The organism is Bordetella genomosp. 9 (assembly GCF_002119725.1).
Classification (GTDB): domain Bacteria; phylum Pseudomonadota; class Gammaproteobacteria; order Burkholderiales; family Burkholderiaceae_B; genus Bordetella_C.
Genome location: NZ_CP021109.1, coordinates 2,984,502 through 3,009,796, shown reverse-complemented (window position 1 = coordinate 3,009,796; position 25,295 = coordinate 2,984,502). Strand labels below are relative to the sequence as shown.

Genomic DNA, 25,295 nt, shown 5'->3' with positions numbered 1-25,295 from the left:
ATCGACGCATCGCGTGGGATGCGGCGCGGCGTTGCGCCGCAGGCCGCAGTGTACTAGAGGGCGCCCCCACCGTCGGCGGGGCGACGTTCAGCGAGCCGACGGGGTCGCCTCCGGGGATGGGGGCGTATCCGGTGGATCGCCCGGTGTGGGCGCCGGCGTCGGCAGGGGCGGCTCGCCCGGCGCCGGCTCGCGATGCGCGCTCGTCTCGGCGTTTTCCAGGATTTCTTCGCCCACCGTGGCGGAGCTGGGCGAACGCGGGTTCAGCGTGTTGGGTGCGATCGGCATGGTGATCCCCGAAGTGACGGAAACCACGATAAGGCAAGCGGTATTCCCGACGGCTGGTCCGCCCGGCGCGCGGCGTGCGAGAAGCGCGGGTAAGGCCCTTTTTGCGCCCTTGCGCTGATTCGGCAAAGGAATAGGTCGGGTTCCCGGGTGAGCGGGCACGATGCTTGCTCTGCTGGACGCCGTGGGAAAGGCCCGCCTTTCCCTTGCAACGATCTTCGATCCCTCTCTGAAAAGGAAAGACCGATGAAAAACAAAGCGATACTCGCCGTGCTCCTGGCCATTACCGCTCTGGCGTCCGGCTGCAACACCATTCATGGCGCCGGCCAGGATATCGAGCGCGGCGGAGAAAAGATCCAGGGTGCGGCGGACCGCCACAATTGACATCTGGTACGCGCTGGCGGGCTGCGGCACGCCAGCGTCCGCACGACGTCCCGATCAAGACCCAGGAGGCGATAACAATGTTCAGAACCAAGCCCTCGTTGACCCCGGACCAGTTCCGCTGGTTGAAGGAATTGCGGTCCCATGCGTCGCTGGTTGGCTTCGAAATCCCGCAACCCGTCCGGGGCCAGCTGGAAGCGATGAACTACATCGAGGATCGCGATGGCAAGGCCACCATGACGCCACCCGGCGCCGCGGCATTGGGTTCCTACCGGGGGCCGATGGCGGCGCGGTGACCGGCCAAGGCGGGCAGTCCGCTGATGCATAATCCACGCTTCGGATTCAAGCTTTGGAGTGGATATGCCCCGACGCCGTACGTGGTTGGCCGCCTCGTTGTTGATGCTTGCCGGCTGCGCCGCCGGCATCGAGCCTGGCGGCGATTATCCCAGCGTAACGTTCGATGTGTCCGCGCCCTATGACGCGGCCTACCGGCGCGCCAGCGAATTCGTCCGCGTGTGCCATACCGAACGCGAATATCGGTATGGCCTCCGGTATGGCGACAACCATTCGGTGGACGAGAAGTTCGCCACGACCCGGATCGAAGTGTTCAAGCTTCCGGAGCCCACGCGGCATCTGGAGATCATCGAAACCAAGCCCAATACCAAGGTCACGTCCACGGTAACCGTAACCGTGGTGGGCGCGGCGCCCTGGGACGCCCAGGAACTGGCCGCGGCCCGGCAATCCATTCAGACCGCCACGCCGGTATGCCGGCCGGGCGCGGATTGACACCTCAGGGACGGTTTTTTCCTGTGGCCGGGTCCCTTTCTGAAAGGTCCGACGGCTCATTCGCATAAACGTCGTCTTCGGGACGCGGAATGCCCGGGTGTCCGGGATCGGAGAGAACGCGGCCCTCTCGCGGCATGCCCGCCACGATGGGGGCCTTATCGGGCTCGGGGAGAATGCGCGTGCCCATGCGGGCCTTTTCTTCGGCGGACTCGGTGGGCGACTTGGGATCGCGTTCGGGGGCGTCAGGGGAGGCCGGGCGGTTGGTTTCGGGCATGAATGATCTCCTGTGCAGTTCGGCCAATGCAAAGTTTTCCCCGCAGAGCAGGCAAAATTTGCAGCCGGTCCTTAGAAAATATTGTGGTCGCGGACGTTCTTTTTGTTGGGCGCCGGCTTGGTGTTGTCCGCCCAGCTGGAGTCGGTCTGCGCGTCTTCGCGCGGTTGGCCGCTGTCGCGGGCTTCGTCGGGTGCACCATTCTTGGGCGGACGGGGCAGGTTCGGGACGTCCACCGGGGAATCGGGTGGGAACACCTTGCCTTTTGCGTCGTTCTCCCGCGGACGCGACGCGCGGTTGCCGCCACCGGGGCGGGAATCTGGCTCGTTCATGCTTGGCTCCTGTCATCCAGACTGCTGATGTGCAAGGCGCGTTCCCGTCCTTCGCAAACCTCGCTATGCTTGCGTCTCCCGTCGTTTGTCTCTGGGACCATGGACCATACCGACCATCCTCGCGCTTCCAACGCCTATCAGGCTCTGGCTTCACACGCCCTGACAGGTTTTCGTTTTCTCGGCTGGATCAACGGCCTGGGCGTGTTGATGCTGGCGGCTTTTTCCCTCGGCGTAGTTGGCGGCGATGTCGACGCGCCGGAGCTTAGGCAGCCGATTGCGGCGTATGCGATCGGGCTGGCGGCCTGCGCGATAGGGATGCTGTTTTCCTACTTTGCGCACTTCAGCGTATTCCGGCAGATCGCGGCGGGTCGGGCGGGAAAAGGGCACTGGCTTCCCATGCTGCTTGCCGCGATCGCATACTGCGGTAGCGTGGCGGCGTTCGTCATCGGATGCTGGGGCGTTGCCGCCGCGGGGCTCGGCAGCCCTCAGGACGACGTGGCTTACCGGTCGAAGACTGCCGCCGTTGCGGCGACCCGGCCGACGCCGTGGCCCGGGACCGATTACACCCGGTCGGGCGTGTTTGCGGGGCCGGTTCAGGCCGTCAGATAGGCATCGATCAGTTTTTCCGCGGCGTCGGCCACGATCCGCGCCGGACCTTCCTGGTGCGGGAACAGTTGCGGCGAGACGAAGCAGCCTTCAAGCAGCAACATCAGCGCGTCGCCCAGCGCGTCCGCTTCCCGGGCGCCCGCCTGGCGCGCCAGCTCGCGCAGGCGGGTCCGCAGTTCGCGTTTATTGGCTTCGGCGATGGCGCGCGCGGGATGGGTACCTGTTTCACCCGGGTATTCGACGGCCGCGTTGGTCAAAGCGCATCCGCGAAAGCCGGGCGTTTGCGTGCGCTTGGCGATGTGGCGGAAGTAGGCAAGCAATTGCGCGCGGGGATCGCCCGCATGCGGCGCAATCGTCTCGTCGAAGCGTCGGAAGAAGGCGGCGTGGTAGTCCCGCAGGTATGACGCGGCGAGCTCGTCCTTGGAGCCGAAGCTGCGGTACAGCGTCGGTTTGGTGGCGCCCGCGCGCGTCACGATTTCGTCAACGCCGACGGCGCGGATGCCATCCTTGTAGAACAGTTCGCCAGCGGTGCGCCGGATGCGATCGGCCGCGCGTGGTTCGCGCGTTTCGCCGGACTGTTCCGGGGCCGGGGAGGGCGTAAAGCGATTCATGGCAGTGGTGCTTGACAGTGTTACCGAGCGGTACGTATTATGCCGCGACCTGCAACGTACCGGTTAGTAACATGACTATAGCCCGTTCCCGCCCCTTTGGACAGAAGTATGCCTTCGTCGTCGTGGCGATTGCATTTGTCGCGTTGCTGGTGGGCGCCGGGCAGCGCGCCGCGCCGGGCGTGCTGATCGTGCCTTTGGAACAGGCATTCGGCTGGGGCCGCGACGTGACGTCGCTGTCCGCAGCCATCGGAATTTTCCTTTACGGCCTGGTGGGGCCCTTTGCTGCGGCGCTGATGCAAAGCTTCGGCGTGCGCCGCACGCTGCTGTGCGCGCTGGCGCTGATGGCGGCGGCCAGCGGCGCCAGCGCATGGATGACGGAGCCCTGGCAGCTCGTGCTGTCCTGGGGGGTGCTGTCCGGCGTTGCGACGGGGTGCGTCGCAGTGGTGTTTGGCGCGACGGTGATCAACCGCTGGTTCGTCAAGCACCGAGGCCTGATGATGGGAATCCTTACGGCCAGTACGGCCACTGGCACCCTGATTTTTCTCCCGGGCATGGCGGCATTGGCCGAAGCCGGCGGTTGGCGGCCTGTGGTGCTGACGGTGTCGGCGGTCTGCCTGGCGCTGCTCCCGCTGGCCTGGTGGCTGATGCCGGAAAGGCCGTCCGATATCGGTCTGGTTCCTTACGGCGCCGCGCCGGGTCATGAGGCGACCCCTTCCCAATCGCACGCCAATCCCTTGAAGGCGGCCTTTTCCGCCTTGGCAATGGCCGTCCGCAGCCGGAATTTCTGGTTCCTGTTTGCGACGTTTTTCATCTGCGGTTTCACCACCAATGGCCTGATCGGCACACATTTCATTGCGCTGTGCAGCGACCAGGGGATTCCGGAGGTGCGAGCCGCCAGCCTGCTTGCGATGATGGGTTTGTTCGACCTGTTCGGCACCACGGCTTCGGGCTGGCTGACGGACCGCTATGACCCGCGCAAGTTGTTGTGCATGTACTACGGCTTGCGCGGCGCCTCGCTGATCTTTCTGCCGTTTTCCGATTTTTCGATATACAGCCTCGGTGTGTTTGCCGTGTTCTACGGCCTCGACTGGATCGCCACCGTGCCGCCCACCCTGCGTCTGGCGGTGGAAAGCTTCGGTGAGCGCGATGCGCCCATCGTGTTCGGCTGGATTGTCGCCGGGCATCAATTGGGCGCAGCCAGCGCCGCTTTCATGGCGGGCGCGCTGCGTCAGGCGCAGGGGAACTATCTGACGGCCTTCGTCATCTCGGGCGCGACGGGGATCATCGCCGCGGTCATCGCTTTACAGATCAGGCAGGCGAAAGCCGCGCGCGCAGTGCCGGTACTTTGATAGGCCGCTATACGCAAATTTTATTGGACCATCGGGTTGGGTGGTCGTAATATACGCAGTGCGTATATTTTCGAGGCCACCATGTCCATCTCCCAGCAAGCTTTCCTGCGCGACGCCATGCGTCGTCTGAACCTGACGCGCGATGTTTTCGCCGCCCGTATCGGGGTGAAGCGCCGCGCGCTCGATACCTGGCTCCTGCCCGAAGGCTCCCAGGAATACCGGGCCATGCCTGAAGTGGTGGAGCGGTTCGTCACGGAGATCGTCCAAAACGGCGTGCTGCGGGAAAAGTACACGCAAAGCGCGCAGAACGGGCCGTTGCGCGACCGCATCGCGGTGGAGGGCAAGCATCAGCTGCTGTCGGTGGACCAGTTTTCGCGCGAGTCGGTGGAAGATCTGTTTCGCATTGCCGACATGATGCAGCCCATCGCCCGGCGGCAGAAGGTTTCGCGCGTTCTGGAAGGCGCCGTGCTCGGTAATCTGTTTTTCGAGGCAAGCACGCGTACGCGCGTCAGTTTCGGCGCCGCGTTCTGCCGTCTGGGCGGGTCGGTGTGCGACACCACCGGCTTTACCTTCTCGTCCATGGCAAAGGGCGAATCCATTTACGACACGAGCCGCGTCATGAGCGGCTACGTCGACGCCATGGTCATCCGGCATCCGGAACAAGGTTCGGTGGCGGAATTTGCCCGGGCGACCAATATCCCGGTCGTCAATGGCGGCGACGGCCCGGGCGAGCACCCGAGCCAGGCCTTGCTGGACCTGTACACCATCCTGACGGAATTCTCGCGTTTGGGGAAACTGTTGGATGGCGCGCATATCGCGATGGTGGGCGATCTCAAGTACGGCCGAACGGTGCATTCACTGATCAAACTGCTGTCGCTGTACCGGGGCGTCAAGTTCACCCTGATCGCGCCGCCGGGCCTCGAGATGCCGTCCTACATCATCGAGCAGGCCGCGCGGCACGATAACGTCATCGAGCAGAAGCAGTCGCTGGCCGAAGGCCTGGCGGGCGCCGACGTGATTTATGCCACCCGGGTGCAGAAGGAGCGCTTCGCGGACGAGGCGCAGGAAGGCTATACGCCCGATTTCCAGATCAACCGCGCCATTATCGACACCTATTGCGGCCCGGATACCATCGTGATGCACCCGCTGCCTCGCGACAGCCGCCCTGGCGCCAATGACCTCAGCGTGGATTTGAACCACGACCCGCGGCTGGCGATTTTTCGCCAGACGGACAACGGTATTCCGATCCGCATGGCGATTTTTGCCGTGCTGCTTGGCGTCGAAGGCTTGGTCCAGCATTCGATGCGCGATGTGACGTGGCGGCATCCGTCCCACATCGGCCCGGACGATTCGGCCTTCCACGGTCTGGATTGAGGTTGGGCGGGTGCGGGCGAAGCCCGCACAGTACCCCTTGTGCCGCGCGGTTGGTTCGAACAGGCGGACGCGCATTCGGTTGCAACCCAGCCGGTTTGAGCCAGCCAGCCGCGGAACAACCGCGGACTACTGCGGCTGGAACGTCACACGTCTGCCGGTTTCAGGCGACGCATTGCCGCTGTCAGGATCACTCTGCAGGCGCGACAGCATGGTCCTGTCGCCAATCTGCTCGATTGCCGAGTAGCGCAGGATCCTGAGCAATTGGGCGTAGTCATCCAGTTGTTGAGGCATGCCAAGGCGGTAGAAGTCTGCGCGTTTTTCCGCGTGCTTTGCAAGCCGGTCCAGTTCCGCCGTTGCCCCCGCAACCACTGCCCGCAGCTTCGCGTCATCCATGTTTTCCAATCGGGCGCTGAGCAAAGGCTGGTACAAAGCAAGAGGACGCGGGGGCCCCAGGACTTCGAAGTGAGGCGGGGAACCGGAATAGGAGTCGGGGCCGGCGTCAAGCTGCGCGCATTGGGACCAGCAGCCGCTCACCAGTTTCCGATCATTCGCGACCGATTGGCTGATCGGAAACCTGGCGATCGATGCCCGGTCAAACGCCTCGGCTTTGAACCCCATATGACGCCGGAACCGCGCAAGCGCTTTCTGCAGAAGGTAGGCGGGCTTTTTCGTTGATCCGCTCACCTTGGCGCCCGGCCGGCCGGCGCGTTTCTCCGCCGGAGAACGGGCGCGGTCGAGCTTGACGAGGCCTGCGATAAGGTTGCCAAGATTGGCGTCCAGGCGGCGAACGTTCCATACGAATGTCGAGCTCATCGCGGAAGCCACGTCATGGGACAGCGCGGCACGGACGAAATCGCGGATTTTCGTCCCATGGTTCCGGCCGGCGAATGTTTCCGCCCCCGCGATCGCCGATGCCGTAGCGGGCCGCGCTTGGTGGTTTTGCTGACGGTATGGCGGATCGGGCGGGGCGCCGTCGGGGCCGGCGTCCGGCTCGTGGGGCTCAAGCTCGTGGGGCTCAAGCTCATGACGACTTTGCTCAATTGCTCCGTCGCCCAGGAGCCGGCGTCCGTCTTCGGTGCAGGCGAATGACCCGGCGTCACCCTCGAGCCATTTTTCTCCAATGCCATCGGCAATGGCGTCGCGCAATTCATCCGGGCCGAACTCCGGTGCCAGCTCGGTGAGCAACTGGAGCGAGACGCAGGAATGCGCCGCTGCGATCTCCAGCGTTTTCCGGAGGGCTGGGGACGGCACAGGCGGCTCGGAGGTTTTTGTTGTCTCGGCCGAAGCAGCCGATGCGTAAAGCGACGCGACGAGCGAGGGGTTGGTGGCAGTTACAGTCACAGTGGGAAGCCTTCATCAAACGTAAAACGAATCAGCCGGTGGAAGCGATTCGTTATGCATTTGGTGCCTGGCCCCCCGCGAAGGGCTCCTGGGAATACATATCGCCAGGATGGCGGGAGTTCCGATCTTGCCCGCCCGCTGCCCCTTTACGCCTTCAGTTATCCATGATGGGGCCGTAGGAATTGGCCTTCCATGCTCGCGATGAACAGAACGAGCCCGGAGCTACATCGCGCGGACGCTAGTCCCGCTTTTCGCCGCCCAGCGCATCCACCATGTCGGCCATCAATTTGGCCAGCTCGCCGGTCATCAAAGCCATATCGCCGTCGAACTTTTCGTCGTCGTTTTGGGCCATGCTGTCGCTGTTTTCCTTCAGCACGTCCAGGGGCGCGATACGCTTGATGTCGAGAGATTCTGTCAGCACGAAAGAAATGCGGTCGGCCCAGGTCATTGCCAGGCGGGTGCACTGCTTGCCGGATTGAATGTGGCGCCGCACGTCGTCGGCGTCGATGGCGTGCTTGACGTAGCGGATCGCGGCGCGGCTTTCGCCGGACGCGCGCAGCTCGGTGTCCTGGTCGATGCTGAAATTCGCCGGCGCTTCGTCCGCGGCAAGCCAGCCCGTCATCGCGGCGGCCGGCGACTGCGCGACGTACAGGCTTTCCAGCGGGAACGGATCCACCGATTTTGCGAGCAGTCCCAGGACCTCGTCGGCCTTGGCGGCTGCGGCGGCATCGACCACCAGCCAGCGGTTTTCCGGATCGATCCACACCCGCGTATCGCGGTAGATGCTGAAAGCCTTGGGAAGCAGTTCGTCGGTGACGCGCTCCTTGATTTCCTTCATCTGCTTGCGGCCGGGCTTATATCCCTGCTGCTCCTCGACTTCCTGCGCGCGCGCCTTGGCAACCTGATTCACGACGGTGGCGGGGAGCAGCTTCTTCTCTGCGCGCAACGTGAGCAGCATCTGGCCGTTGACGGTGTGGACCAATCCGCCGTTTTCGCGCGTCGGGATCCAGCCCAGCGTCTGCATTTCCAGGTTGTTGGCACCTTGGTAGGCATGCTTGGCCAGCGCTTCTTCCAGCGCCTCGGCCTGCATGGACCAGGACGGGGAAAGGCGGTAAATCTTGAGATTCTTGAACCACATGAGCGTCGGGCAAAAGCGGGGATTCTATACGACCCGCGGCCACCCGCCGGCCTGCGACGATGACACGTTCTGTCACGGACAGCCTTTCTTCGGCTAAGGTATCGTCCGCCGCATCAGAGGAAAGCGGTTGGCACATGAACAGTAGGAACCACGGAGACGTATGAAATGAAACCCATCTCTTTCGTCGGCGCGCTGTTGATCGTTCTGGGCGTGGTCGCGCTGGTCTACCAGGGCTTCAGCTACAAATCGGAGGACACCCTGTTTCAGATCGGCTCTGTCAAGGCGACGGCTGAAACGACGAAGTCGGTGCCGATTCCGCAGTGGGCCGGTATCGCAGCGATCGTGGTCGGCGTTGTCGCCATCGGCGTCGGCATGCGCCGTTGATCGGGTGCGGATCGGTTCTTGCGGCGCAGCCGTAATCAAGACAGGAGGCGCCGATGCCACGAACCGGATCGACCACGACTGCCGCAGCGCCGCGAGCCGGGCGCAAGCCGGGGGCTTCTGCAACCCCAGCCGCGAAGTCCGCCGCAGCCGAGCCAGCGCAGGTGCTCGGCATCGAAATTTCACACCCCGACCGCCGGCTGTATGAGAAGCCGGCGCTGACCAAACTGGAACTGGCTCGCTATTACGAGTCGGTATCCGATTGGCTCCTGCCACATCTCAAAGATCGCCGCGTCGCGCTGTTGCGCTGTCCGGATGGCGCGACCGGCGAGTGTTTTTTTCAGAAGCACCTGGGCGAACACGTGCCTGCCGGCATCGATATCGACGATGGCATGGTGGTCATCCGCGCCATGGAAGGCGTGATCGCGCTGGTCCAGCGCGGCGTCATCGAGTTCCACACCTGGGGCGCGAAGTCGCCGCGGTCGGACAAGCCTGACCGGCTCACGCTGGATCTGGATCCGGACCCCGACATCCCGTGGCGGCAGGTGGCGGATGCCACCCGCCTGGTGCGCGAGCTGCTGATGGATGTTGGACTGCGGCCCTTTCTGAAGACCACCGGCGGCAAAGGGCTGCACGTGGTCGTGCCGCTGCGCGGCGCGGTGGATTGGGATCGCGCCCGGCTGTTCTGCAAGGGCGTTGCCCAGCATCTGGAAGCGATGCAGCCAGATCTTTTCGTGGCCAATATGTCCAAGGCCAAACGCGCCGGCCACATCTTCGTCGATTATCTGCGCAACAGCGATGGGGCGACCGCCATCGCGGCGTTCTCCGCGCGGGCGAGGGCTGGCGCGCCGGTGTCCATGCCGGTCGACTGGGCGTGTCTCGATGAGGAGACGGACCCGCGTGGCGATGCCTTCAACGTCTGCAACGCGATGGACGAAATCGCCAAGCGCGCCAAGCAGGGTACCGATCCCTGGGCCGATTACGAAGCGGCGCGGAGCACGCTGACGGCCGCCATGCGCGCGAAGTACCCGGCGGATTGACGCGCGGGTCCTCCAGGCTTCGGCGGCTGCCGTCCGCCGGCGCGGGGCCGCGCGACTGCGCCCGCCCTTCGCGGCGAAAAAAAAGGCCCGACTGTGGAGGTCGGGCCGGTACGGGAGCACACGATGTCGCGCTGTTTAAGGCTCGCGGGGAGCGCGGCACCGGTGTCAGAATGCGGCCATGCAATTCCCGGACAGGGGGATCGATCGTCCGGCAATCGTGCGCAAGGTCGTGATCTGAGCGCCCAGTCTATTCCCCCCGCTCTGACAGCGTCCTGAAAAAAAAGCCCCCGCGAGGGAGCTTTATGAAAGGCCAGCCGGGTGCAGCGTCCCGGCCGGCAGGGGACGGTCAGTAATCCTTGTTCAGGTCGACATCCTTGGTTTCCCGGATGAAAAGCGTGCCGATGACCAGCGTCATGACCGCGATGATGATGGGATACCACAGGCCGTCATAGATGTTTCCGGTTGCCGCGACGATCGCGAAGGCCAGCGGCGGCAGGAACCCGCCGAACCAGCCGTTGCCGATGTGATAAGGCAGGCTCATGGAGGTGTAGCGGATACGGGTGGGGAACATCTCCACGAGCATGGCGGCGATGGGGCCGTACACCATGGTCACGTAGATGACCAGGATGGTCAGCAGGACGACGACCATAACGTTGTTGGATTGCGCCGGATCCGCCTTGGCGGGATAGCCGTGGGTGCGGATGGCGCTGGTCAGCGCCTTGTCCAGCTCGGCCGAACGCGTCTTGAATTCCGCCGGCGGCAGGGCCTTGCCTTCGAAGGACGTGAATTCATCCGTGCCGATGCGCACTTTGGCCACCGAACCCGCCGGCGCCGCCTCGTTCTGATAGTTCACCGAATTGCGCGCCAGGAACGATTTGATGACGTCGCAACTGCTGGTGAACGCGGACGTCCCCACCGGATTGAACTGGAACGAGCAGGTGGCCGGGTCCGCGATGACCGTGACGGGCGCCGTCGCTTGCGCGCGCTCCAGTGCCGGATTGGCGAAATGCGTCAGGCCTTGAAAGATGGGGAAATACGTGACCGCCGCAATCAAGCAACCCGCCATGATGATGGGCTTGCGGCCGATGCGGTCCGACAGTGCGCCGAAGATGACGAAGAAGGGTGTGCCGATCAGCAGCGCCAACGCGATCATGATGTTGGCGGTATTGGCATCGACCTTCAGCGTCTGGGTCAGGAAGAACAGCGCGTAGAACTGGCCGGTGTACCACACCACCGCCTGTCCCGCCGTCAGGCCCAGCAGCGCCAGGATGACGATTTTCAGGTTCTTCCATTGCCCGAACGATTCGCTGATCGGCGCCTTGGAGCCCTTGCCTTCTTCCTTCATGCGCTGGAAGGTCGGCGATTCGCTCAGCTGGAGCCGGATCCAGACGGAGATGGCCAACAGAACGAAGGAAAGCAGGAAGGGCGCGCGCCACCAGCCCCAGGCATCGCGGAAGTCCGCCTCGCCGGAATAGCTGCGAACGCCCAGGATCACCAGCAGGGACAGGAAAAGGCCCAGTGTGGCTGTGGTTTGGATCCAGCTCGTGTAGAAGCCGCGCCGGCCCATGGGGGCGTGCTCCGCCACATAGGTGGCCGCGCCGCCATATTCCCCGCCCAGCGCCAGACCCTGCAGCAGGCGCAGGATGATCAGCAATGCCGGCGCAGCAATGCCGATGGAGCTGTACGTGGGAAGGACACCGACCAGAAAGGTCGACAGGCCCATGATGACGATGGTGACCAGGAAAGTGTACTTGCGTCCCACCAGGTCGCCGAGGCGGCCGAAGACCAGCGCGCCGAAGGGCCGTACCGCGAAGCCGGCGGCGAACGCGAGCAGCGCGAAAATGAAGCCCGCCGTGGGATTCACGCCGGAGAAGAAGTGCAGGGCGATGATCGGCGCCAGGGAGCCGTAGAGATAAAAGTCATACCATTCGAAAACGGTGCCCAGCGATGACGCGAATATCACCTTGCGTTCATTGCGGGTCATGGGTGCGGGCGACGTGACGGCGCCCGGGCGCGGCATGGATGCTGTGCTCATGATGTCTCCTCGATCTGGCCGGCGGTGATCCGCCGTGCTCGGTATGCCACTCCCCAGCATGCGGGCGAGCTGAGCGCAACGGTAGGCAAGAAGACTGACGAGGGTCTGACGTTCCGCTGAACTATTCCAACGCTTTTGTATCTTTTGGTAAATTCGATGAAAAGCGCACGGTGATTTTCAGGCCTTGCAGCGGGCAGCCCGGCGAAGGGTTGTCCGCCAGGGTGACCAGGGCGCCGTGCTTTTGCGCGATCTCGCGGACGATGGCCAGGCCCAGGCCGCTGCCCTCGGCCTGGGCCCCCAAGACCCGATAGAACCGGTCGAATACCCTTTCCCTTTCCTGGGCGGGAATCCCCGGCCCCGAGTCCTCGACTTCGAGCAGCGCCGCGTCGGGCTGTCCCGATACCCGCACGGTGACACGGCCCCCGCGTGGCGTATAGCGCAAGGCGTTATCGATCAGGTTGTTGAGCAGTTCCGCCAGAAGGATGGCGTTGCCTGCGATGGTGACGGGCCGGTGGGCCTCTTCGAACCCCAGGTCCGTACCCATGGACAGCGCCTGGGGCGCCCATTGGGTCGTTTGTTCCCGGGCGAGCTGGTTCAGGTCCAGCGGCGTCATGCCCACGGTCGCGGGGTTTTCCGCGCGCGCCAGAAGCAGCAACTGATTGACGAGCCGGGTGGCGCGCTCCGACCCCGCCACGAGTTGGCGCAGGCTGGCCTGCATTTCGTCCGGGCTGGCATCGCGCAGCGCCAGCTCGGCTTGCGTGCGCAGCCCCGCCAGGGGCGTTTTCAACTGGTGCGCCGCGTCGGCCACGAAACGCCGCTGCGTGTGCACGGTGGCCGAAAGCCGCTCCAGCAATTCGTTGATGGCAAGGACGAGCGGCGCGATCTCCGCAGGCGCGGCGCGCTCGTCGATGGGCGACAGGTCGTCGGGGCGCCGCGCGCGCAGACGCTGCTGCAGGGCGCGCAAGGGCGCCACGCCGCGCGAGAGGCCGAACCAGACCAGCAGAACCGCGATGGGCAGCACCACGAACTGCGGGATGATGACGCCCTTGATGATGTCGTTGGCCAACTGGGACCGGCGCTCGGCGGTTTCCGCCACGATGGCGATGGCGGGCGCGGCGCCGGGGGGGCCGGCGGCCACGCGCGTATAGGCCAGCCGGATCGAAAAGCCGCGCAGCATCGCGTCCTCGTAGCGGGTCGCGCCGGGCGCCGTGACGTCGACGCCTTTCGGCACGGGCAGTTCGCGGTCTCCGCCCAGGTATCTGCCGTGACCATCCAGAACGAGCCAGAAGACGTTGTCCGTTTCGCCGGTGCGAAGCACCCGGCGCACCGGTTCGGTCATTTCGAGCATGGCCCTGCCGTCCACGACATGGATCTGGCTGGCAAGGATCCGCAAATGGGAAGCGAGCGCACGGTCGTAAGGGACATCCGCAATGTTCTGCGCAACCACGTAGGTGATGGCAACGCTCATCGGCCACAGCAGGAACAGGGGCGCCAGCATCCAGTCCAGGATTTCGCCCAGCAGCGATCGCCGCGGCGGCGCGAAGGTGGGGCCGGTTGCGCCGGTGCGGAGGATTTCGAGCGCTTCCTGGTTCAGCGGCGACGTCCGCGTGCGCTCAGTTCGCCAGCTCGCCCGCGCCATGATCCCGTTCCAGGCAGTACCCCAGGCCTCGCACGGTCATGATCCTGACGCCCGTCGGCTCCAGCTTCTTGCGCAGCCTGTGGACATAGACTTCGATCGCGTTGGTGCTGACTTCCTCGCCCCACTCGCACAGGTGATCCACCAGCTGCGTCTTGCTGACCATGCGCCCGGTGCGCATCAGCAGGATCTCCAGGATGCTGATTTCGCGCGCCGACAGGTCCAGCGGCTGCTCCTCCACCGACGCCACCCGCCCGGCCTGGTCAAAGACCAGGCGTCCATGCCGGATCAGGCTGGCACCGCCCGCCGCGCCCCTGCGCGTCAAGGCCCGGACGCGCGCTTCCAGTTCGGACAGCGCGAAAGGCTTGGCCATGTAATCGTCAGCTCCCAGATCCAGTCCCTTGACGCGCTGCTCGATGCTGTCGGCGGCGGTTAGAATGAGCACAGGCAAGCGGGCGTTGCGCGCGCGCAGGCGGCGCAGGACTTCCAGGCCCGTCAGTTGGGGAAGGCCCAGGTCCAGAATCAGCAGGTCGAAAGCCTGCGCGGTCAGGGCCAGGTCCGCGGCCATGCCGTCGCGGACGGCATCGACGGCATAGCCGTTATGCCGCAGGGACCGGGACAATCCATCCACCAGGATGCTGTCGTCTTCCGCAATCAGGATGCGCATTGGGCAGGCTCCTCGAATCGTTATGGCACGGAGCACAGCGGGCGGCCCCTTTTCGGCCGCCCTCCGGCGGTCCTGGTTTTTGTCGGCCGGCGGTCTCCTCCTCCTCCGTTCGATTCTGCCATTGGCGCCATCCCTTGCCCACACGGGATAACGCGGAAGATATTGTCATACTGTTTATACGTACAGTATGATTGGGTGCCATAATCCGCCGAACCCATCGCTAGACAAACGCTAGACAGGACATTTCATGGACGACAAAACCACCAAGGCAGCCGCCGCGGAAAAAGCCAAGGCGCTCGCCGCGGCGCTATCGCAGATCGAAAAGCAGTTCGGCAAGGGTTCGATCATGCGGTACGGCGACAACGAGGTCGAGCACGACATCCAGGTGGTTTCCACCGGGTCGCTCGGGCTGGATATCGCCCTTGGCGTAGGGGGCTTGCCGCGCGGCCGCGTCATCGAAATCTACGGGCCGGAATCTTCGGGCAAGACCACGCTCACCCTGCAGGTCATCGCCGAAATGCAAAAGCTGGGCGGCACCTGCGCCTTCGTCGACGCGGAGCACGCGCTGGACGTCCAGTATGCGGCCAAGCTTGGCGTGAACCTGACCGACCTGCTCATTTCGCAGCCGGATACGGGGGAGCAGGCCTTGGAGATCACCGACGCGCTGGTTCGTTCCGGCTCGGTGGACCTGATCGTCATCGACTCCGTGGCGGCGCTGGTGCCCAAGGCGGAAATCGAAGGCGAAATGGGCGACTCGCTTCCTGGCCTGCAGGCCCGTCTGATGAGCCAGGCCTTGCGCAAGCTCACGGCCACCATCAAGCGCACCAATTGCATGGTCATCTTCATCAACCAGATCCGGATGAAGATCGGTGTCATGTTCGGCAACCCCGAAACCACCACCGGCGGCAACGCGCTCAAGTTCTATTCGTCGGTGCGCCTGGACATCCGCCGCATCGGTTCGATCAAGAAGGGCGAGGAAGTCATCGGCAACGAAACCCGCGTCAAGGTGGTCAAGAACAAGGTTTCGCCGCCCTTCAAGCAGGCCGAGTTCGACATCATGTACGGCAGCGGCATTTCGCGGGAAGGCGAGATCATCGACCTTGGGGTGCAGGCCGGCATCGTGGACAAGGCCGGCGCCTGGTACAGCTACAACGGCGAGCGCATCGGTCAGGGCAAGGACAACGTCCGCGAATACCTGAAGGAACACAAGGAAATCGCCCTGGAAATCGAAAACCGTATTCGCGAGAACCAGGGCATCGTCAGCCGCGCCATCACCTTCGCCGCCAGCGAAGCGGAAGAAGACTGACGATAAGCGGCAAGCCGGGGCGAAGACGTGGCCGACCGCAGGGACGACAGATCCGCCATGGGCGCCACGACGGATCCGGACATGGATTCTGCGGTGAACCGCGATGAACGGCGCGGGCCTTCCTTGAAGGCTCGCGCCGTCGGTTTTCTATCGCGCCGCGAATACGCCCGGTCCGAGTTGGCGCGCAAGCTGGCTCGCTATACCGAGGACCCGTCCGCTATTGAGCGCATGCTGGACGACCTGGAGCGGGAAGGGTGGCTCTCCACTCGTCGTTTTGCCGAAAGCCTGGTCCATCGCCGCGCGGAAAAGCAAGGCGCGGCACGCATCGTTCAGGAGTTGCGTCAGCATGGCGTGGACGAAGCGCAGATCGGCGAGCTGCGTGAAAGCTTGCGAGCGACCGAATACGAGCGCGCCTGGGCGGTATGGGCGAAGCGCTTTGCGGAACGCCCCGCCGATCGTGCCGCATATGCCAAGCAAGCGCGGTTTCTGGCGGGCCGTGGCTTTGCCCACGACATCATACGCCGCGTCCTGGGCGACGAACGGGAAGACTGACCCAACGCGAAGCTGGATCTCAGTGGGTTTGCCTGGCCTCGGTCCTTGATGTGGCAGCGGACTGCGAAGCGGCGGACTTGATCCCCGACAAAGTGCGGAAGCTCACATCGCGGGCAATGCTCAAAAAATCCTTGATGAAGGGTGCGTCGGCATCCTCCTGGCGGATGGCGGCGTATAGGGTGCGCCAAACGCCTTGCGGCCCCAGGCGGCAGACCTTCAGCCAGCCTTGTCCCAGATACTCGGTAAGCGCCCAGTTGGGCAAAGCGGCCACGCCACGATTGCTGGCGACCAGCTGGGCAATGATCGGCGTCAATTCGGCCTTGCGCACCGCGGCGGGTTCGACGTCCGCGGGATCGAGAAACGCCGTGAACACATCCAGCCGCTGCCGGTCCACTGGATAGGTAATAAGCGTCTGGTCTTCCAGCTGCTCCGCACGAATGTAGCGCTGCGTCGCGAAGGGATGGGATTCCGCGACGGCCAGCACGAGTTCATACCCGAACAGGGGCACATACTCTATTGCTTCCAGGTTCTGCGGATCCGATGTGATCACCAGATCCAGATCGCCGCGCAGCAGCGCGGGGAAGGGCGCAAAGGAAAAGGCCGCGGACAGGTCCAGCGCCACCTCCGGCCATTGCGCACGGAAAGCGTCCAACGCGGGCATCAGCCATTGAAAGCAGGAGTGGCATTCGATCGCCAGGTGCAGCCGGCCGGTTCGACCCGCAGCCAGGCGCTGCAATTCCCGTTCGGTCGCCCGCAGCCGGGGCAGTACTTCATCGGCCAGCGCCAGCACGCGCAAACCAGCCGTGGTGAGCCGGGCGGGACGGGTGCGCCGGTTGAGCAGCGGTGTCCCCAATCGGGCCTCCAGCTCGCGCAGTTGGTGCGACAGCGCGGACTGCGTCAAATGCAGCCGCTCCGCCGCTTCCTGCAGGCTCCCGCCATCCCGGATGGCGGCGAGGGTTTCAAGGTGGCGGATTTCGAGCATGGCGTCACGGTTCTCTGGATATCGCTCGCATTATATGAGCGTTGTTCATGAAATCGATGCAAACATTGATTTTGACTCAACAAGAAACGCGCGCAGAATGCCAAGCTTGAGAAATCTTCGTTTAATTCCTGGATTCCATGACGACTATTCATAATCTCGGTTTCCCGCGGATCGGGGCGCAGCGCGAACTGAAACGGGCGCTGGAAGCGTATTGGGCCGGCAAGTCCTCGCTGGGCGAGCTGGAAACCGTCGGACGCGAGCTGCGCGCGCGGCACTGGAAAATCCAGGCCGACGCCGGGTTGGACCTGCTTCCCGTCGGCGACTTCGCCTGGTACGACCACGTGCTGGAATGGACGACCTTGCTGGGCGCCGTTCCCGCCCGCTTCGGCCAGCCGGCCGATCAGGCGGTCGGGTTGGATACGCTGTTTCGCATGGCGCGGGGCCGGGCCCCGACCGGCACCCCGGCTGCCGCTTGCGAGATGACCAAGTGGTTCGATACCAACTATCACTACATCGTCCCCGAGCTGACGCCGTCCCAGCGCTTTCGTATCTCGCGCGAGGCGCTGTTCGACCAGATCGAGGAAGCGACGAAACTCGGTCATCGCGTCAAGCCGGTCATACCGGGCCCGCTGACCTGGCTGTGGCTTGGCAAGGGCGACGCCTATACGGGGGCGGGCGACCCGGCCAAGCTGACGCTGTTGGAAGGTTTGCTGCCCGTGTATCTGGAGGTGCTGCGGCGGATTGCGGCGCTGGGCGTCGAGTGGGTGCAGATCGATGAGCCCATCCTGGCCCTGGATTTGCCCGCGGCTTGGCGTGACGCCTATGCCAAGACCTACCATCGGCTGAGCGCCGGCGCCGTCAAGGTGATGGTCGCCACGTACTTCGACGGCCTGCAGGACAATTTGTCCACCGCGGCTTCGCTGCCCGTGGCTGGGCTGCATGTTGACCTCGTGCGCGCGCCCGACCAGCTGCCTGCCGTCCTGCAGGCGATCGGTCCAGACAAAGTGCTTTCGGCCGGCATCGTCAACGGCCGCAATATCTGGCGCGGCGACCTGGACGCCGCCCTGCGGGCCCTGGCCCCGGCCAAGCAGGCGCTGGGCGAGCGCTTGTGGATTGCGCCCTCGTGCTCGTTGCTGCATGTCCCGGTGGATCTGGCCTTCGAGACCGAGCTGGATGCAGAGCTCAAGAGCTGGCTGTCTTTCGCCGTGCAGAAGCTGGACGAAGTCCGCGTGCTCGCGCGGACGCTGGACGGCACGGCGTCCGCCGCGGATCAGGAGGCCTTGCGCGAGCAGCGCGCGGCGCTGGCCAGCCGCGCCCAGTCGCCTCGTATCCACAATCCCATGGTGGCGAAACGGATGGCGGCCTGCGCCGAAATTTCGCGTTCCCGCGCTCCGTTTGCCCAGCGCATCGAACGTCAGCAGCAGGCCCTGCGCTTGCCCCACTTCCCGACCACGACCATCGGATCCTTCCCACAAACCGCGGAAATCCGCGCGCTCCGGCGCGACTGGAAGGCCGGCGCCATCAGCGATGCCGCGTATGAAGCTGCCATCCGGAAAGAAATCGAGGCCGTCATCCGATTTCAGGAAAAGATCGGGCTGGACGTGCTGGTGCATGGCGAGCCCGAACGCAACGACATGGTCGAGTATTTCGGTGAACTGCTGGCCGGTTTTGCCTTTACCCGGAACGGATGGGTGCAAAGCTATGGCTCGCGCTGCGTGAAGCCGCCCGTTATTTTTGGCGACGTCGCCCGGCCCGCTCCCATGACGGTAGGGTGGTCTTCCTACGCACAGTCGCTGACGGACAAGCCGGTAAAAGGCATGCTGACCGGACCGGTCACGATTCTGCAATGGTCCTTCGTGCGCGATGACCAGCCGCGCGAACAAACGTGCCGGCAGCTGGCGCTGGCGCTGCGCGACGAGGTCGTGGACCTGGAAAAGGCCGGTATCCGGGTTATCCAGATCGACGAGCCCGCCATCCGGGAAGGCCTGCCGTTGCGGCGGGCCGATTGGGGCGCCTATCTGGAATGGGCGGTCGACTGCTTCCGGTTGTGCACCAGCGGCGTGGGCGAGGACACGCAGATCCACACCCATATGTGCTATGCGGAGTTCAACGACATCATCGAATCGATCGCGGCCATGGATGCGGACGTCATCACCATCGAGACATCTCGTTCCAATATGGAATTGCTCAAGGCCTTCGAAGACTTCCGTTATCCCAACGATATCGGGCCGGGGGTCTACGACATCCATTCGCCAAACGTGCCGGACGTCGATTGGATGGTTCAGCTGATGCGCAGGGCAGCAGGCCGGCTGCCGCGGGAGCGCCTGTGGGTGAATCCCGACTGCGGCTTGAAGACGCGGGCCTGGCCGGAGACGGAGGCCGCGCTCGTCGCCATGGTGGATGCGGCACGGCAGCTTCGCACCGCCGTCTGAAACGGCCCATGAATCCGGGGCCGGCTCCACGAGGGGGGCCGGCCCCGTTTTTTTCGGCGGACGCCGTGCGCTATACTTTGAAGGTTTTGTTGCCTTGCAGCAACCTTGGATAGCAATGCCTTTGCCCCCGCCGCAAGTTCCCCGCAAACCGCTGCACACGCGCTCGATTCGCGTGCAAGGCTATGCGCGCGACGACGGTTTGTGGGACATCGAGGCCGAACTCATCGATGTCAAGCCCTATGACTTCGTCAAGCATGCGGGCGAAATCATGCGGGCCGGCGACCCCATACATCATATGCACCTGCGCATCACCATCGATGGCGACTACACCATCGTGGCCGCGCAGGCCGTCTATGATGCGGCGCCCTATGGCGAGCACTGCACCAGCATCGAAAGCGCCTACCAGGACCTGGTTGGCATGAACCTGGTGAAAGGTTTTCGTCAACAGGTCAAGGCCCGTTTCGCCCGCGTCGCGGGCTGTACCCACATGACGGAGCTGTCGCAGGTGCTGCCCACGGCCGCCATCCAGAGCATGGCCAGCCGGCGCCGGGAAACACCCGATGCCGGCAAGCGGCCGTTCCAGCTGGACGGCTGCCATGCGCTCAGTACCGAGGGGCCCGTGGTCCTCAAGTACTACCCCAAGTGGTATGCCGGCGATGCCTCCGCCGGCGATGCCGCATCCGATTCTTCTCTTTTTTCTCATACGACCTGACAGGTAACACATGAAAATCCACGAGTATCAAGGCAAGGAACTGCTGAAGAAATTTGGCGTGACCGTGCCCCGCGGTATTCCCGCCTTCACCGTCGACGAAGCCGTGAGCGCGGCGGAAAAGCTGGGCGGGCCGGTCTGGGTCGTGAAGGCGCAAATCCACGCGGGCGGCCGCGGCAAGGGCGGCGGCGTCAAGCTGGGCCGCTCCATCGACGAGGTTCGCCAGCTCGCCGGCGAAATCCTGGGCATGCAGTTGGTCACGCACCAGACCGGTCCCCAGGGCCAGAAAGTGCGCCGCCTGCTGATCGAGGAAGGCGCCGACATCAAGAAGGAATACTATGTCGGCATCGTGACCGATCGCGGAACGCAACGCGTCTGCGTCATGGCGTCGAGCGAAGGCGGCATGGAGATCGAGGAAGTCGCCGCTCACAACCCGGAAAAAATCCTGAAGGTCTTCGTCGATCCCGCCAAGGGCCTGACCGATGAAGAAGCCGCCCAGCTGGCGCGCGGCATCGGCGTTCCGGAAGCCTCCGTCGGCAAGGCCGCCGCTGAATTCCAGAAGCTGTACAAGTGCTATTGGGAAACCGACGCTTCGCTGGCCGAAATCAATCCGCTGATCCTGACCGGCTCCGGCGACATCGTCGCCCTGGATGCCAAGTTCAACTTCGATTCGAACGCGCTGTTCCGCCATCCGGAAATCGTCGCCTACCGCGACCTGGACGAGGAAGATCCGGCGGAAATCGAAGCGAGCAAATTCGACCTGGCCTACATCCAGCTTGACGGCAATATCGGCTGCCTGGTGAACGGCGCCGGTCTGGCCATGGCCACCATGGACACCATCAAGCTGTTCGGCGGCGAGCCGGCCAACTTCCTGGACGTCGGCGGCGGCGCCACCGCCGAGAAAGTGACGGAAGCCTTCAAGATCATGCTCAAGAACAAGGGCGTGAAGGCGATCCTGGTCAACATCTTCGGCGGCATCATGCGCTGCGACGTCATCGCCGAAGGCGTGATCACCGCGTGCAAGGCCGTCAACCTGAACGTGCCGCTGGTCGTCCGCATGAAGGGGACGAACGAAGAGCTCGGCAAGAAGATGCTGGCCGATTCCGGTTTGCCCATTATCAGCGCCGACACGATGGCCGAAGCCGCCACCCAGGTCGTTGCCGCCGCCAAGTAAGCATTTGCCAAGGATTCATAAATGTCGATTCTGATCAACAAGGACACCAAGGTCATCACCCAGGGCATCACCGGCAAAACGGGCCAGTTCCATACCCGTATGTGCCGCGACTATGCCAACGGCAAAGCCGCTTTCGTGGCGGGCGTGAACCCGAAGAAAGCGGGCGAGGACTTTGAAGGCATTCCCATCTACGCTTCCGTCAAGGAAGCCAAGGCCCAGACGGGCGCCACCGTTTCGGTGATCTACGTGCCGCCCGCCGGCGCGGCGGCCGCCATCCTGGAAGCGGTCGAGGCCGAACTCGATTTGGCCATCTGCATCACGGAAGGCATTCCCGTGCGCGACATGCTGGAAGTGAAGAGCCGCATGAAGGCCCTGAACAGCAAGACGCTGCTGCTGGGCCCGAACTGCCCCGGTCTGATCACGCCCGATGAAATCAAGATCGGCATCATGCCCGGCCACATCCACCGCAAGGGCCGCATCGGCATCGTCAGCCGCTCCGGCACGCTGACCTATGAAGCGGTCGCCCAGGTGACCGAACTCGGCCTGGGTCAGTCCAGCGCCGTGGGTATCGGCGGCGACCCCATCAACGGCCTGAAGCACATCGACGTGCTGAAGCTGTTCAACGACGATCCCGACACCGATGCCGTCATCATGATCGGCGAAATCGGCGGTCCGGACGAAGTGAACGCCGCGCAATGGGCCAAGGACAATATGAAGAAGCCCGTGGTTGGCTTCATCGCCGGCGTCACGGCGCCTGCCGGGAAGCGCATGGGTCACGCCGGCGCCCTGATCTCGGGCGGCGCGGACACGGCGGACGCCAAGCTGGAAGTCATGGAAGCCTGCGGCATCCGGACGACCCGCAACCCGTCCGAAATGGGCAAGCTGCTGAAGTCGGTGCTGTAGTTTTCCCAGTGCCCGCGGGAAGGGTCGGCTGACGCCGCTCCCGCCTGGTTCCTGAACCCGCCCTCGTGGCGGGTTTTTCTTTGGTGATGGCTGCGCCCGGTATTCCAGGTTCCAGCTATGCCATTTGCCGCAGCCATGCCAGCAAGTCCGCCTGCGGACTCTCTCGCTGCAAGGGGCGCGGGGCCAGGAGGCAGTAGCGCGAACCGTCCTCGATGAAGCCCAATGGCGCCGTCAGCACACCGCTGTCGAGATCGTCTCGCACCAGCTGCCAAGGGCCGATGGCCACGCCCAGGCCGGCTACTGCCGCTTGCAAGCTCAAATAGAAGTGCTCGAAGGTCTGTCCGGCCGTGTCGGGTGCGGGCTGGCCGGCGGCAGCGGCCCAATCCTGCCACGCGCCAGGCCGGGTACGGGTATGCAGGCGCGGCGTCTCCGCTTTCAGTTTGGTTCCGGTCTTCCCCGTAGCGAACCAGACCGCCGCCTTGTCGGGACGGCAGACAGGGCCGACCTTCTCCGCAAACAACGGTTCGACGTGATAGCGCTCGGGCCAGGCGAAATCGTCCCGGCGGATGGCCAGGTCGATGCCGCTGGAAAAGGAGAATGGCCCGCCGCCGGCGACCAGATGCACGTCGATATCCGGATGCCGTGCCTGGAAGTCCGGCCAGCGCGGAATCAGCCAGCGCATCAGCAGGGTCGGTTCGCACGACAACACCCAGCGGCGCCCCTGGCGGGCGCTGGCGCGCAAGTCCGCGACTGCCCGGCGCATGAGGTCCATGCCATTGCCGACCGCCCGCGCCAGGGTCCGGCCGGCGTCGGTGAGGAACACGCGCCGGCTGCGCCGCTCGAACAGCGCCACGCCAAGTTCGTCTTCGAGCAGGCGCACGGCGCGGCTGACCGCGCCGTGGGTCAGATGAAGCTCGGCCGCTGCGCGGCTGAAATTTTCCAGCCTGGCGGCGGTCTCGAAACAGCGCAAGGCCAGCAGCGAAGGCAGGCGAACGTCCGATACCGGTGAGTCCGACTCACCATTCCTGTCAGAAAACATCGTTATTCACCGCGACCCAGCGTCGTTAGCATGAGGCGTTTCCGTTTTTGTACAGGATACGCCATGACCGAACTGATAGCTGTCATCACAATCTCCTTGTTGGCTGTCATCAGCCCTGGCCCTGACTTCGCGATGGTCACGCGCAACAGTCTGAGGTTGTCACGCAGGGCCGGCGTGCTGACGGCGCTAGGTATCGGCCTGGGCGTGATCGTCCATGTCTGCTACACCCTCGTGGGCCTGGGTGTGCTGATCCAGCAGTCGCTCTGGCTGTTCAACGCCATCAAGGTGGCGGGCGCCATCTACCTGGTCTGCCTAGGCGTGAAAATGCTGCGGGCCAGGCCCGCGGGTTCAGCGTCCGACGGCGCCGCGGCCTCCCTGTCCGATGCGGCAGCCCTGCGCACGGGTTTCCTTACCAATGTGCTGAACCCGAAAACAACGGTGTTCATCGTCAGCCTTTTCATGCAGGTGGTGCGGCCGCAGACGCCACTGGCGGTGCAGATCGGCTATGGCGTTTTCATCTCCATGGCGCATATGGCCTGGTTCAGTCTGGTGGCGCTGTGCTTTTCGACCGGAGCGCTGCGGGACCGGCTGCTGGCCTTTCGCCACTTGATAGACCGCGCGTTCGGCGGGCTGCTGGTTGGCTTGGGCGTCCTGCTCGCGGCCGCGCGCGGGGCAGGTCGGTGACGGGGCGCCGTGTTGGAAACGTGTGGCGGGAATACTCACAGCCCGTCCCAAGCCCGACGCTTCACGCGACGTAACGGTTATGGGTTCAAGTCAATATTCAGGATTAATGCTCAGGTTCACCGGCGGTATTTTCGAATGCCCGATCAGCGTTCCGCCAGCTAGCAGTCAGTTTCCATTCAGAAAAAATTCAGTATTCATTCAGAATCGAATTCGCCGGATATTCAGATAACAGTCAGTTGTAATTCAGCGCTTATTCAGTTGTGTGAGCCGTTTAGGCTGGATCAATGTGCATATATGTTCAGCGATCAGTCAGGATATTGAAATCGTCACGAAAGTATTAAGCGCCGGTGCATGCAGCCGCTATCCAACCTGACAAAAAACCCGCAAACTCCCGACAGAAATCCGACAGCAACCTGAATGTTTTGGGTTTGCATCTATATAATGTTCAACATTCCCCAACGCTAAAAAACGGCGCGGGCAATGCGCGTGAGGGCGGGGTTCGGCTTTTCAAACACTGAGGGATAGAGGTAAGAGGAGTATGGAATTAACACAAGCCGCATTCTGGCTCGCGCTGCTGCAAATCATCTGGGTCAATATCCTGCTTTCCGGCGATAACGCCGTGGTTATTGCGCTCGCCGCGCGTTCGCTGCCCCCCGCTCAGCAGAAAAAAGCGATCGTTGTCGGTTCGGCCGCCGCCATCATCATGCGTATCGTGCTGACCCTGGTCGCCGCAAAGCTGCTGCTGCTGCCCTGGCTCAAACTGATCGGCGCCATCCTGCTGGTTTATATCGGGGTTTCCCTGCTGATGCCGGAAGACGAGGACGACGGCAGCTCCAAGTCGCACGGCAACCTGCTCTCCGCCATCCGCACCATCATGATCGCGGACCTGGTGATGAGCCTGGACAACGTCGTGGCGGTGGCCGCCGCCGCGATGGGCGATACGACCTTGCTGGTGGTTGGCCTGGCGATCAGCATCCCGCTGGTGATTTTCGGCAGCACGCTGCTGCTCAAGGTAATCGAGCGCTTCCCGATCATCGTCTGGGTCGGCGCCGCCTTGCTGGGCTTCATTGCCGGCGAGCTGCTGGTCGGCGACCCGGCCCTGCAAGAGCCCGTTGAGCGCATCGACACGGCGCTGGGCACCACCCAGCACAGCCTGGCCATGATGGCAGGGGCCTGCGGGGCAATCCTGGTGCTCGTCATCGGGAAGATCCTGCTGGCACGGCGCGCGCCTGACAAAAATCTTAATCGACCTGAAGGAATCTGACGCAAAGCTGAATTACAATC

Annotated in this window: 27 protein-coding genes; 16 read left to right on the top strand and 11 right to left on the bottom strand. The window is 63.8% G+C overall.

All coding sequences use genetic code 11. From position 1 onward, the window contains the following. Positions 1-87 precede the first annotated feature (87 nt). On the bottom strand, positions 88-285 hold the full coding sequence (locus CAL13_RS21255) for a hypothetical protein (RefSeq protein WP_157664484.1): 198 nt from the start codon (positions 283-285) through the stop codon (positions 88-90). A gap of 243 nt (positions 286-528) precedes the next feature. Between CAL13_RS21255 and CAL13_RS13815 the strand changes: the two genes are divergently transcribed. From CAL13_RS13815 to CAL13_RS13805, 3 genes are all read left to right on the top strand, one after another. Further along, positions 529-666 (top strand): entericidin A/B family lipoprotein, encoded by a 138-nt coding sequence (locus CAL13_RS13815; protein ID WP_086057910.1) that lies wholly within the window; start codon positions 529-531, stop codon positions 664-666. Positions 667-743: 77 nt separating this feature from the next. Beyond that, on the top strand, positions 744-959 hold the full coding sequence (locus CAL13_RS13810) for a hypothetical protein (protein ID WP_086072698.1): 216 nt from the start codon (positions 744-746) through the stop codon (positions 957-959). A 64-nt stretch (positions 960-1,023) separates the two neighbouring features. Then, on the top strand, positions 1,024-1,449 hold the full coding sequence (locus CAL13_RS13805) for a BPTD_2524 family lipoprotein (RefSeq protein WP_086057908.1): 426 nt from the start codon (positions 1,024-1,026) through the stop codon (positions 1,447-1,449). A gap of 4 nt (positions 1,450-1,453) precedes the next feature. Here CAL13_RS13805 and CAL13_RS13800 read toward each other — a convergent pair whose 3' ends face one another. Both CAL13_RS13800 and CAL13_RS13795 read right to left on the bottom strand, forming a co-directional pair. Then, positions 1,454-1,723 carry a hypothetical protein gene (locus CAL13_RS13800; protein ID WP_086072697.1) on the bottom strand — a complete coding sequence of 90 codons (270 nt, stop codon included), beginning with the start codon at positions 1,721-1,723 and terminating at the stop codon, positions 1,454-1,456. A gap of 71 nt (positions 1,724-1,794) precedes the next feature. Then, the gene (locus CAL13_RS13795) at positions 1,795-2,052 is read right to left on the bottom strand and encodes a hypothetical protein (protein WP_086072696.1); all 258 of its coding nucleotides are present in this window, start codon (positions 2,050-2,052) and stop codon (positions 1,795-1,797) included. Between the two features lie 99 nt (positions 2,053-2,151). Between CAL13_RS13795 and CAL13_RS13790 the strand changes: the two genes are divergently transcribed. Beyond that, complete coding sequence (locus tag CAL13_RS13790; RefSeq protein WP_086072695.1) at positions 2,152-2,661, top strand: hypothetical protein; 510 nt, start codon at positions 2,152-2,154, stop codon at positions 2,659-2,661. Here the strand turns inward: CAL13_RS13790 and CAL13_RS13785 are convergent. Then, the gene (locus CAL13_RS13785; protein ID WP_086057905.1) at positions 2,646-3,269 is read right to left on the bottom strand and encodes a TetR/AcrR family transcriptional regulator; all 624 of its coding nucleotides are present in this window, start codon (positions 3,267-3,269) and stop codon (positions 2,646-2,648) included. The genes CAL13_RS13790 and CAL13_RS13785 overlap by 16 nt on opposite strands. 71 nt (positions 3,270-3,340) lie before the next feature. Here CAL13_RS13785 and CAL13_RS13780 point away from each other — a divergent pair, with 71 nt between their 5' ends. Both CAL13_RS13780 and CAL13_RS13775 read left to right on the top strand, forming a co-directional pair. Next, positions 3,341-4,618, top strand: a complete 1,278-nt coding sequence (locus CAL13_RS13780) for an MFS transporter (protein ID WP_086072694.1) — start codon at positions 3,341-3,343, stop codon at positions 4,616-4,618. An 81-nt stretch (positions 4,619-4,699) separates the two neighbouring features. Then, entirely contained in the window at positions 4,700-5,992 is a 1,293-nt protein-coding gene (locus CAL13_RS13775) for an aspartate carbamoyltransferase (RefSeq protein WP_086057903.1), read from the top strand. 126 nt (positions 5,993-6,118) lie between these two features. On the opposite strand, the gene CAL13_RS13770 is transcribed toward CAL13_RS13775, so the two are convergent. Beyond that, on the bottom strand, positions 6,119-7,333 hold the full coding sequence (locus tag CAL13_RS13770; protein WP_157664878.1) for a hypothetical protein: 1,215 nt from the start codon (positions 7,331-7,333) through the stop codon (positions 6,119-6,121). Positions 7,334-7,571: 238 nt separating this feature from the next. Next, positions 7,572-8,471, bottom strand: coding sequence for a recombination-associated protein RdgC (locus tag CAL13_RS13765; RefSeq protein WP_086057901.1), 900 nt, complete (start codon positions 8,469-8,471; stop codon positions 7,572-7,574). 165 nt (positions 8,472-8,636) lie between these two features. On the opposite strand from CAL13_RS13765, the gene CAL13_RS13760 reads away from it, so the two are divergent. Together CAL13_RS13760 and ligD are read left to right on the top strand one after the other, a co-directional pair. Continuing rightward, positions 8,637-8,855, top strand: coding sequence for a hypothetical protein (locus CAL13_RS13760; protein WP_198297647.1), 219 nt, complete (start codon positions 8,637-8,639; stop codon positions 8,853-8,855). A gap of 53 nt (positions 8,856-8,908) precedes the next feature. Then, the gene (gene ligD / locus CAL13_RS13755) at positions 8,909-9,892 is read left to right on the top strand and encodes a non-homologous end-joining DNA ligase (RefSeq protein ID WP_086072692.1); all 984 of its coding nucleotides are present in this window, start codon (positions 8,909-8,911) and stop codon (positions 9,890-9,892) included. A 346-nt stretch (positions 9,893-10,238) separates the two neighbouring features. Here ligD and CAL13_RS13750 read toward each other — a convergent pair whose 3' ends face one another. The 3 genes from CAL13_RS13750 to CAL13_RS13740 all read right to left on the bottom strand — a co-directional run bounded on the left by CAL13_RS13750 (position 10,239) and on the right by CAL13_RS13740 (position 14,230). After that, positions 10,239-11,927: an MFS transporter gene (locus tag CAL13_RS13750; protein ID WP_086057899.1), complete on the bottom strand. Its 1,689-nt coding sequence runs from the start codon at positions 11,925-11,927 to the stop codon at positions 10,239-10,241. 121 nt (positions 11,928-12,048) lie between these two features. Beyond that, positions 12,049-13,425: a sensor histidine kinase gene (locus CAL13_RS13745; RefSeq protein WP_086059463.1), complete on the bottom strand. Its 1,377-nt coding sequence runs from the start codon at positions 13,423-13,425 to the stop codon at positions 12,049-12,051. 115 nt (positions 13,426-13,540) lie between these two features. After that, the gene (locus tag CAL13_RS13740; RefSeq protein ID WP_086057898.1) at positions 13,541-14,230 is read right to left on the bottom strand and encodes a response regulator; all 690 of its coding nucleotides are present in this window, start codon (positions 14,228-14,230) and stop codon (positions 13,541-13,543) included. A 247-nt stretch (positions 14,231-14,477) separates the two neighbouring features. On the opposite strand from CAL13_RS13740, the gene recA reads away from it, so the two are divergent. Further along, positions 14,478-15,536, top strand: coding sequence for a recombinase RecA (gene recA / locus CAL13_RS13735; protein WP_086057897.1), 1,059 nt, complete (start codon positions 14,478-14,480; stop codon positions 15,534-15,536). 57 nt (positions 15,537-15,593) lie between these two features. Next, a complete protein-coding gene (gene recX / locus CAL13_RS13730) occupies positions 15,594-16,088 on the top strand; it encodes a recombination regulator RecX (RefSeq protein WP_086072691.1) in 495 nt (164 codons plus the stop codon). Between the two features lie 19 nt (positions 16,089-16,107). Here the strand turns inward: recX and CAL13_RS13725 are convergent, their stop codons facing one another. Next, entirely contained in the window at positions 16,108-17,070 is a 963-nt protein-coding gene (locus tag CAL13_RS13725) for a LysR family transcriptional regulator (protein WP_086057895.1), read from the bottom strand. 137 nt (positions 17,071-17,207) lie between these two features. Here CAL13_RS13725 and metE point away from each other — a divergent pair, with 137 nt between their 5' ends. From metE to sucD, 4 genes are all read left to right on the top strand, one after another. Then, positions 17,208-19,502 (top strand): 5-methyltetrahydropteroyltriglutamate--homocysteine S-methyltransferase, encoded by a 2,295-nt coding sequence (gene metE, locus CAL13_RS13720; RefSeq protein WP_086072690.1) that lies wholly within the window; start codon positions 17,208-17,210, stop codon positions 19,500-19,502. Between the two features lie 115 nt (positions 19,503-19,617). Then, positions 19,618-20,214, top strand: coding sequence for a DUF2889 domain-containing protein (locus CAL13_RS13715; RefSeq protein WP_086072689.1), 597 nt, complete (start codon positions 19,618-19,620; stop codon positions 20,212-20,214). Positions 20,215-20,224: 10 nt separating this feature from the next. Continuing rightward, positions 20,225-21,385, top strand: coding sequence for an ADP-forming succinate--CoA ligase subunit beta (gene sucC / locus CAL13_RS13710; protein ID WP_086072688.1), 1,161 nt, complete (start codon positions 20,225-20,227; stop codon positions 21,383-21,385). A 21-nt stretch (positions 21,386-21,406) separates the two neighbouring features. Continuing rightward, complete coding sequence (gene sucD / locus CAL13_RS13705) at positions 21,407-22,288, top strand: succinate--CoA ligase subunit alpha (RefSeq protein ID WP_086057891.1); 882 nt, start codon at positions 21,407-21,409, stop codon at positions 22,286-22,288. Positions 22,289-22,403: 115 nt separating this feature from the next. Here the strand turns inward: sucD and CAL13_RS13700 are convergent, their stop codons facing one another. After that, on the bottom strand, positions 22,404-23,327 hold the full coding sequence (locus CAL13_RS13700) for a LysR family transcriptional regulator (protein WP_086072687.1): 924 nt from the start codon (positions 23,325-23,327) through the stop codon (positions 22,404-22,406). Positions 23,328-23,390: 63 nt separating this feature from the next. Here CAL13_RS13700 and CAL13_RS13695 point away from each other — a divergent pair, with 63 nt between their 5' ends. Continuing rightward, on the top strand, positions 23,391-24,011 hold the full coding sequence (locus CAL13_RS13695; RefSeq protein WP_086072686.1) for a LysE family translocator: 621 nt from the start codon (positions 23,391-23,393) through the stop codon (positions 24,009-24,011). A 538-nt stretch (positions 24,012-24,549) separates the two neighbouring features. Beyond that, a complete protein-coding gene (locus CAL13_RS13690; protein WP_086072685.1) occupies positions 24,550-25,275 on the top strand; it encodes a TerC family protein in 726 nt (241 codons plus the stop codon). The last annotated feature ends 20 nt before the right edge of the window (positions 25,276-25,295 follow it).

Excerpts from the sequence above, each read along its gene's own strand:
- CAL13_RS21255 (WP_157664484.1), bottom strand. The coding sequence starts at position 285 with ATGCCGATCGCACCCAACACGCTGAACCCGCGTTCGCCCAGCTCCGCC.
- CAL13_RS13815 (WP_086057910.1), top strand. The coding sequence starts at position 529 with ATGAAAAACAAAGCGATACTCGCCGTGCTCCTGGCCATTACCGCTCTG.
- CAL13_RS13810 (WP_086072698.1), top strand. The coding sequence starts at position 744 with ATGTTCAGAACCAAGCCCTCGTTGACCCCGGACCAGTTCCGCTGGTTG.
- CAL13_RS13805 (WP_086057908.1), top strand. The coding sequence starts at position 1,024 with ATGCCCCGACGCCGTACGTGGTTGGCCGCCTCGTTGTTGATGCTTGCC.
- CAL13_RS13800 (WP_086072697.1), bottom strand. The coding sequence starts at position 1,723 with ATGCCCGAAACCAACCGCCCGGCCTCCCCTGACGCCCCCGAACGCGAT.
- CAL13_RS13795 (WP_086072696.1), bottom strand. The coding sequence starts at position 2,052 with ATGAACGAGCCAGATTCCCGCCCCGGTGGCGGCAACCGCGCGTCGCGT.
- CAL13_RS13790 (WP_086072695.1), top strand. The coding sequence starts at position 2,152 with ATGGACCATACCGACCATCCTCGCGCTTCCAACGCCTATCAGGCTCTG.
- CAL13_RS13785 (WP_086057905.1), bottom strand. The coding sequence starts at position 3,269 with ATGAATCGCTTTACGCCCTCCCCGGCCCCGGAACAGTCCGGCGAAACG.
- CAL13_RS13780 (WP_086072694.1), top strand. The coding sequence starts at position 3,341 with ATGACTATAGCCCGTTCCCGCCCCTTTGGACAGAAGTATGCCTTCGTC.
- CAL13_RS13775 (WP_086057903.1), top strand. The coding sequence starts at position 4,700 with ATGTCCATCTCCCAGCAAGCTTTCCTGCGCGACGCCATGCGTCGTCTG.
- CAL13_RS13765 (WP_086057901.1), bottom strand. The coding sequence starts at position 8,471 with ATGTGGTTCAAGAATCTCAAGATTTACCGCCTTTCCCCGTCCTGGTCC.
- CAL13_RS13760 (WP_198297647.1), top strand. The coding sequence starts at position 8,637 with ATGAAACCCATCTCTTTCGTCGGCGCGCTGTTGATCGTTCTGGGCGTG.
- ligD (WP_086072692.1), top strand. The coding sequence starts at position 8,909 with ATGCCACGAACCGGATCGACCACGACTGCCGCAGCGCCGCGAGCCGGG.
- CAL13_RS13750 (WP_086057899.1), bottom strand. The coding sequence starts at position 11,927 with ATGAGCACAGCATCCATGCCGCGCCCGGGCGCCGTCACGTCGCCCGCA.
- CAL13_RS13745 (WP_086059463.1), bottom strand. The coding sequence starts at position 13,425 with ATGCTGGCGCCCCTGTTCCTGCTGTGGCCGATGAGCGTTGCCATCACC.
- CAL13_RS13740 (WP_086057898.1), bottom strand. The coding sequence starts at position 14,230 with ATGCGCATCCTGATTGCGGAAGACGACAGCATCCTGGTGGATGGATTG.
- recA (WP_086057897.1), top strand. The coding sequence starts at position 14,478 with ATGGACGACAAAACCACCAAGGCAGCCGCCGCGGAAAAAGCCAAGGCG.
- recX (WP_086072691.1), top strand. The coding sequence starts at position 15,594 with ATGGGCGCCACGACGGATCCGGACATGGATTCTGCGGTGAACCGCGAT.
- CAL13_RS13725 (WP_086057895.1), bottom strand. The coding sequence starts at position 17,070 with ATGCTCGAAATCCGCCACCTTGAAACCCTCGCCGCCATCCGGGATGGC.
- metE (WP_086072690.1), top strand. The coding sequence starts at position 17,208 with ATGACGACTATTCATAATCTCGGTTTCCCGCGGATCGGGGCGCAGCGC.
- CAL13_RS13715 (WP_086072689.1), top strand. The coding sequence starts at position 19,618 with ATGCCTTTGCCCCCGCCGCAAGTTCCCCGCAAACCGCTGCACACGCGC.
- sucC (WP_086072688.1), top strand. The coding sequence starts at position 20,225 with ATGAAAATCCACGAGTATCAAGGCAAGGAACTGCTGAAGAAATTTGGC.
- sucD (WP_086057891.1), top strand. The coding sequence starts at position 21,407 with ATGTCGATTCTGATCAACAAGGACACCAAGGTCATCACCCAGGGCATC.
- CAL13_RS13700 (WP_086072687.1), bottom strand. The coding sequence starts at position 23,327 with ATGTTTTCTGACAGGAATGGTGAGTCGGACTCACCGGTATCGGACGTT.
- CAL13_RS13695 (WP_086072686.1), top strand. The coding sequence starts at position 23,391 with ATGACCGAACTGATAGCTGTCATCACAATCTCCTTGTTGGCTGTCATC.
- CAL13_RS13690 (WP_086072685.1), top strand. The coding sequence starts at position 24,550 with ATGGAATTAACACAAGCCGCATTCTGGCTCGCGCTGCTGCAAATCATC.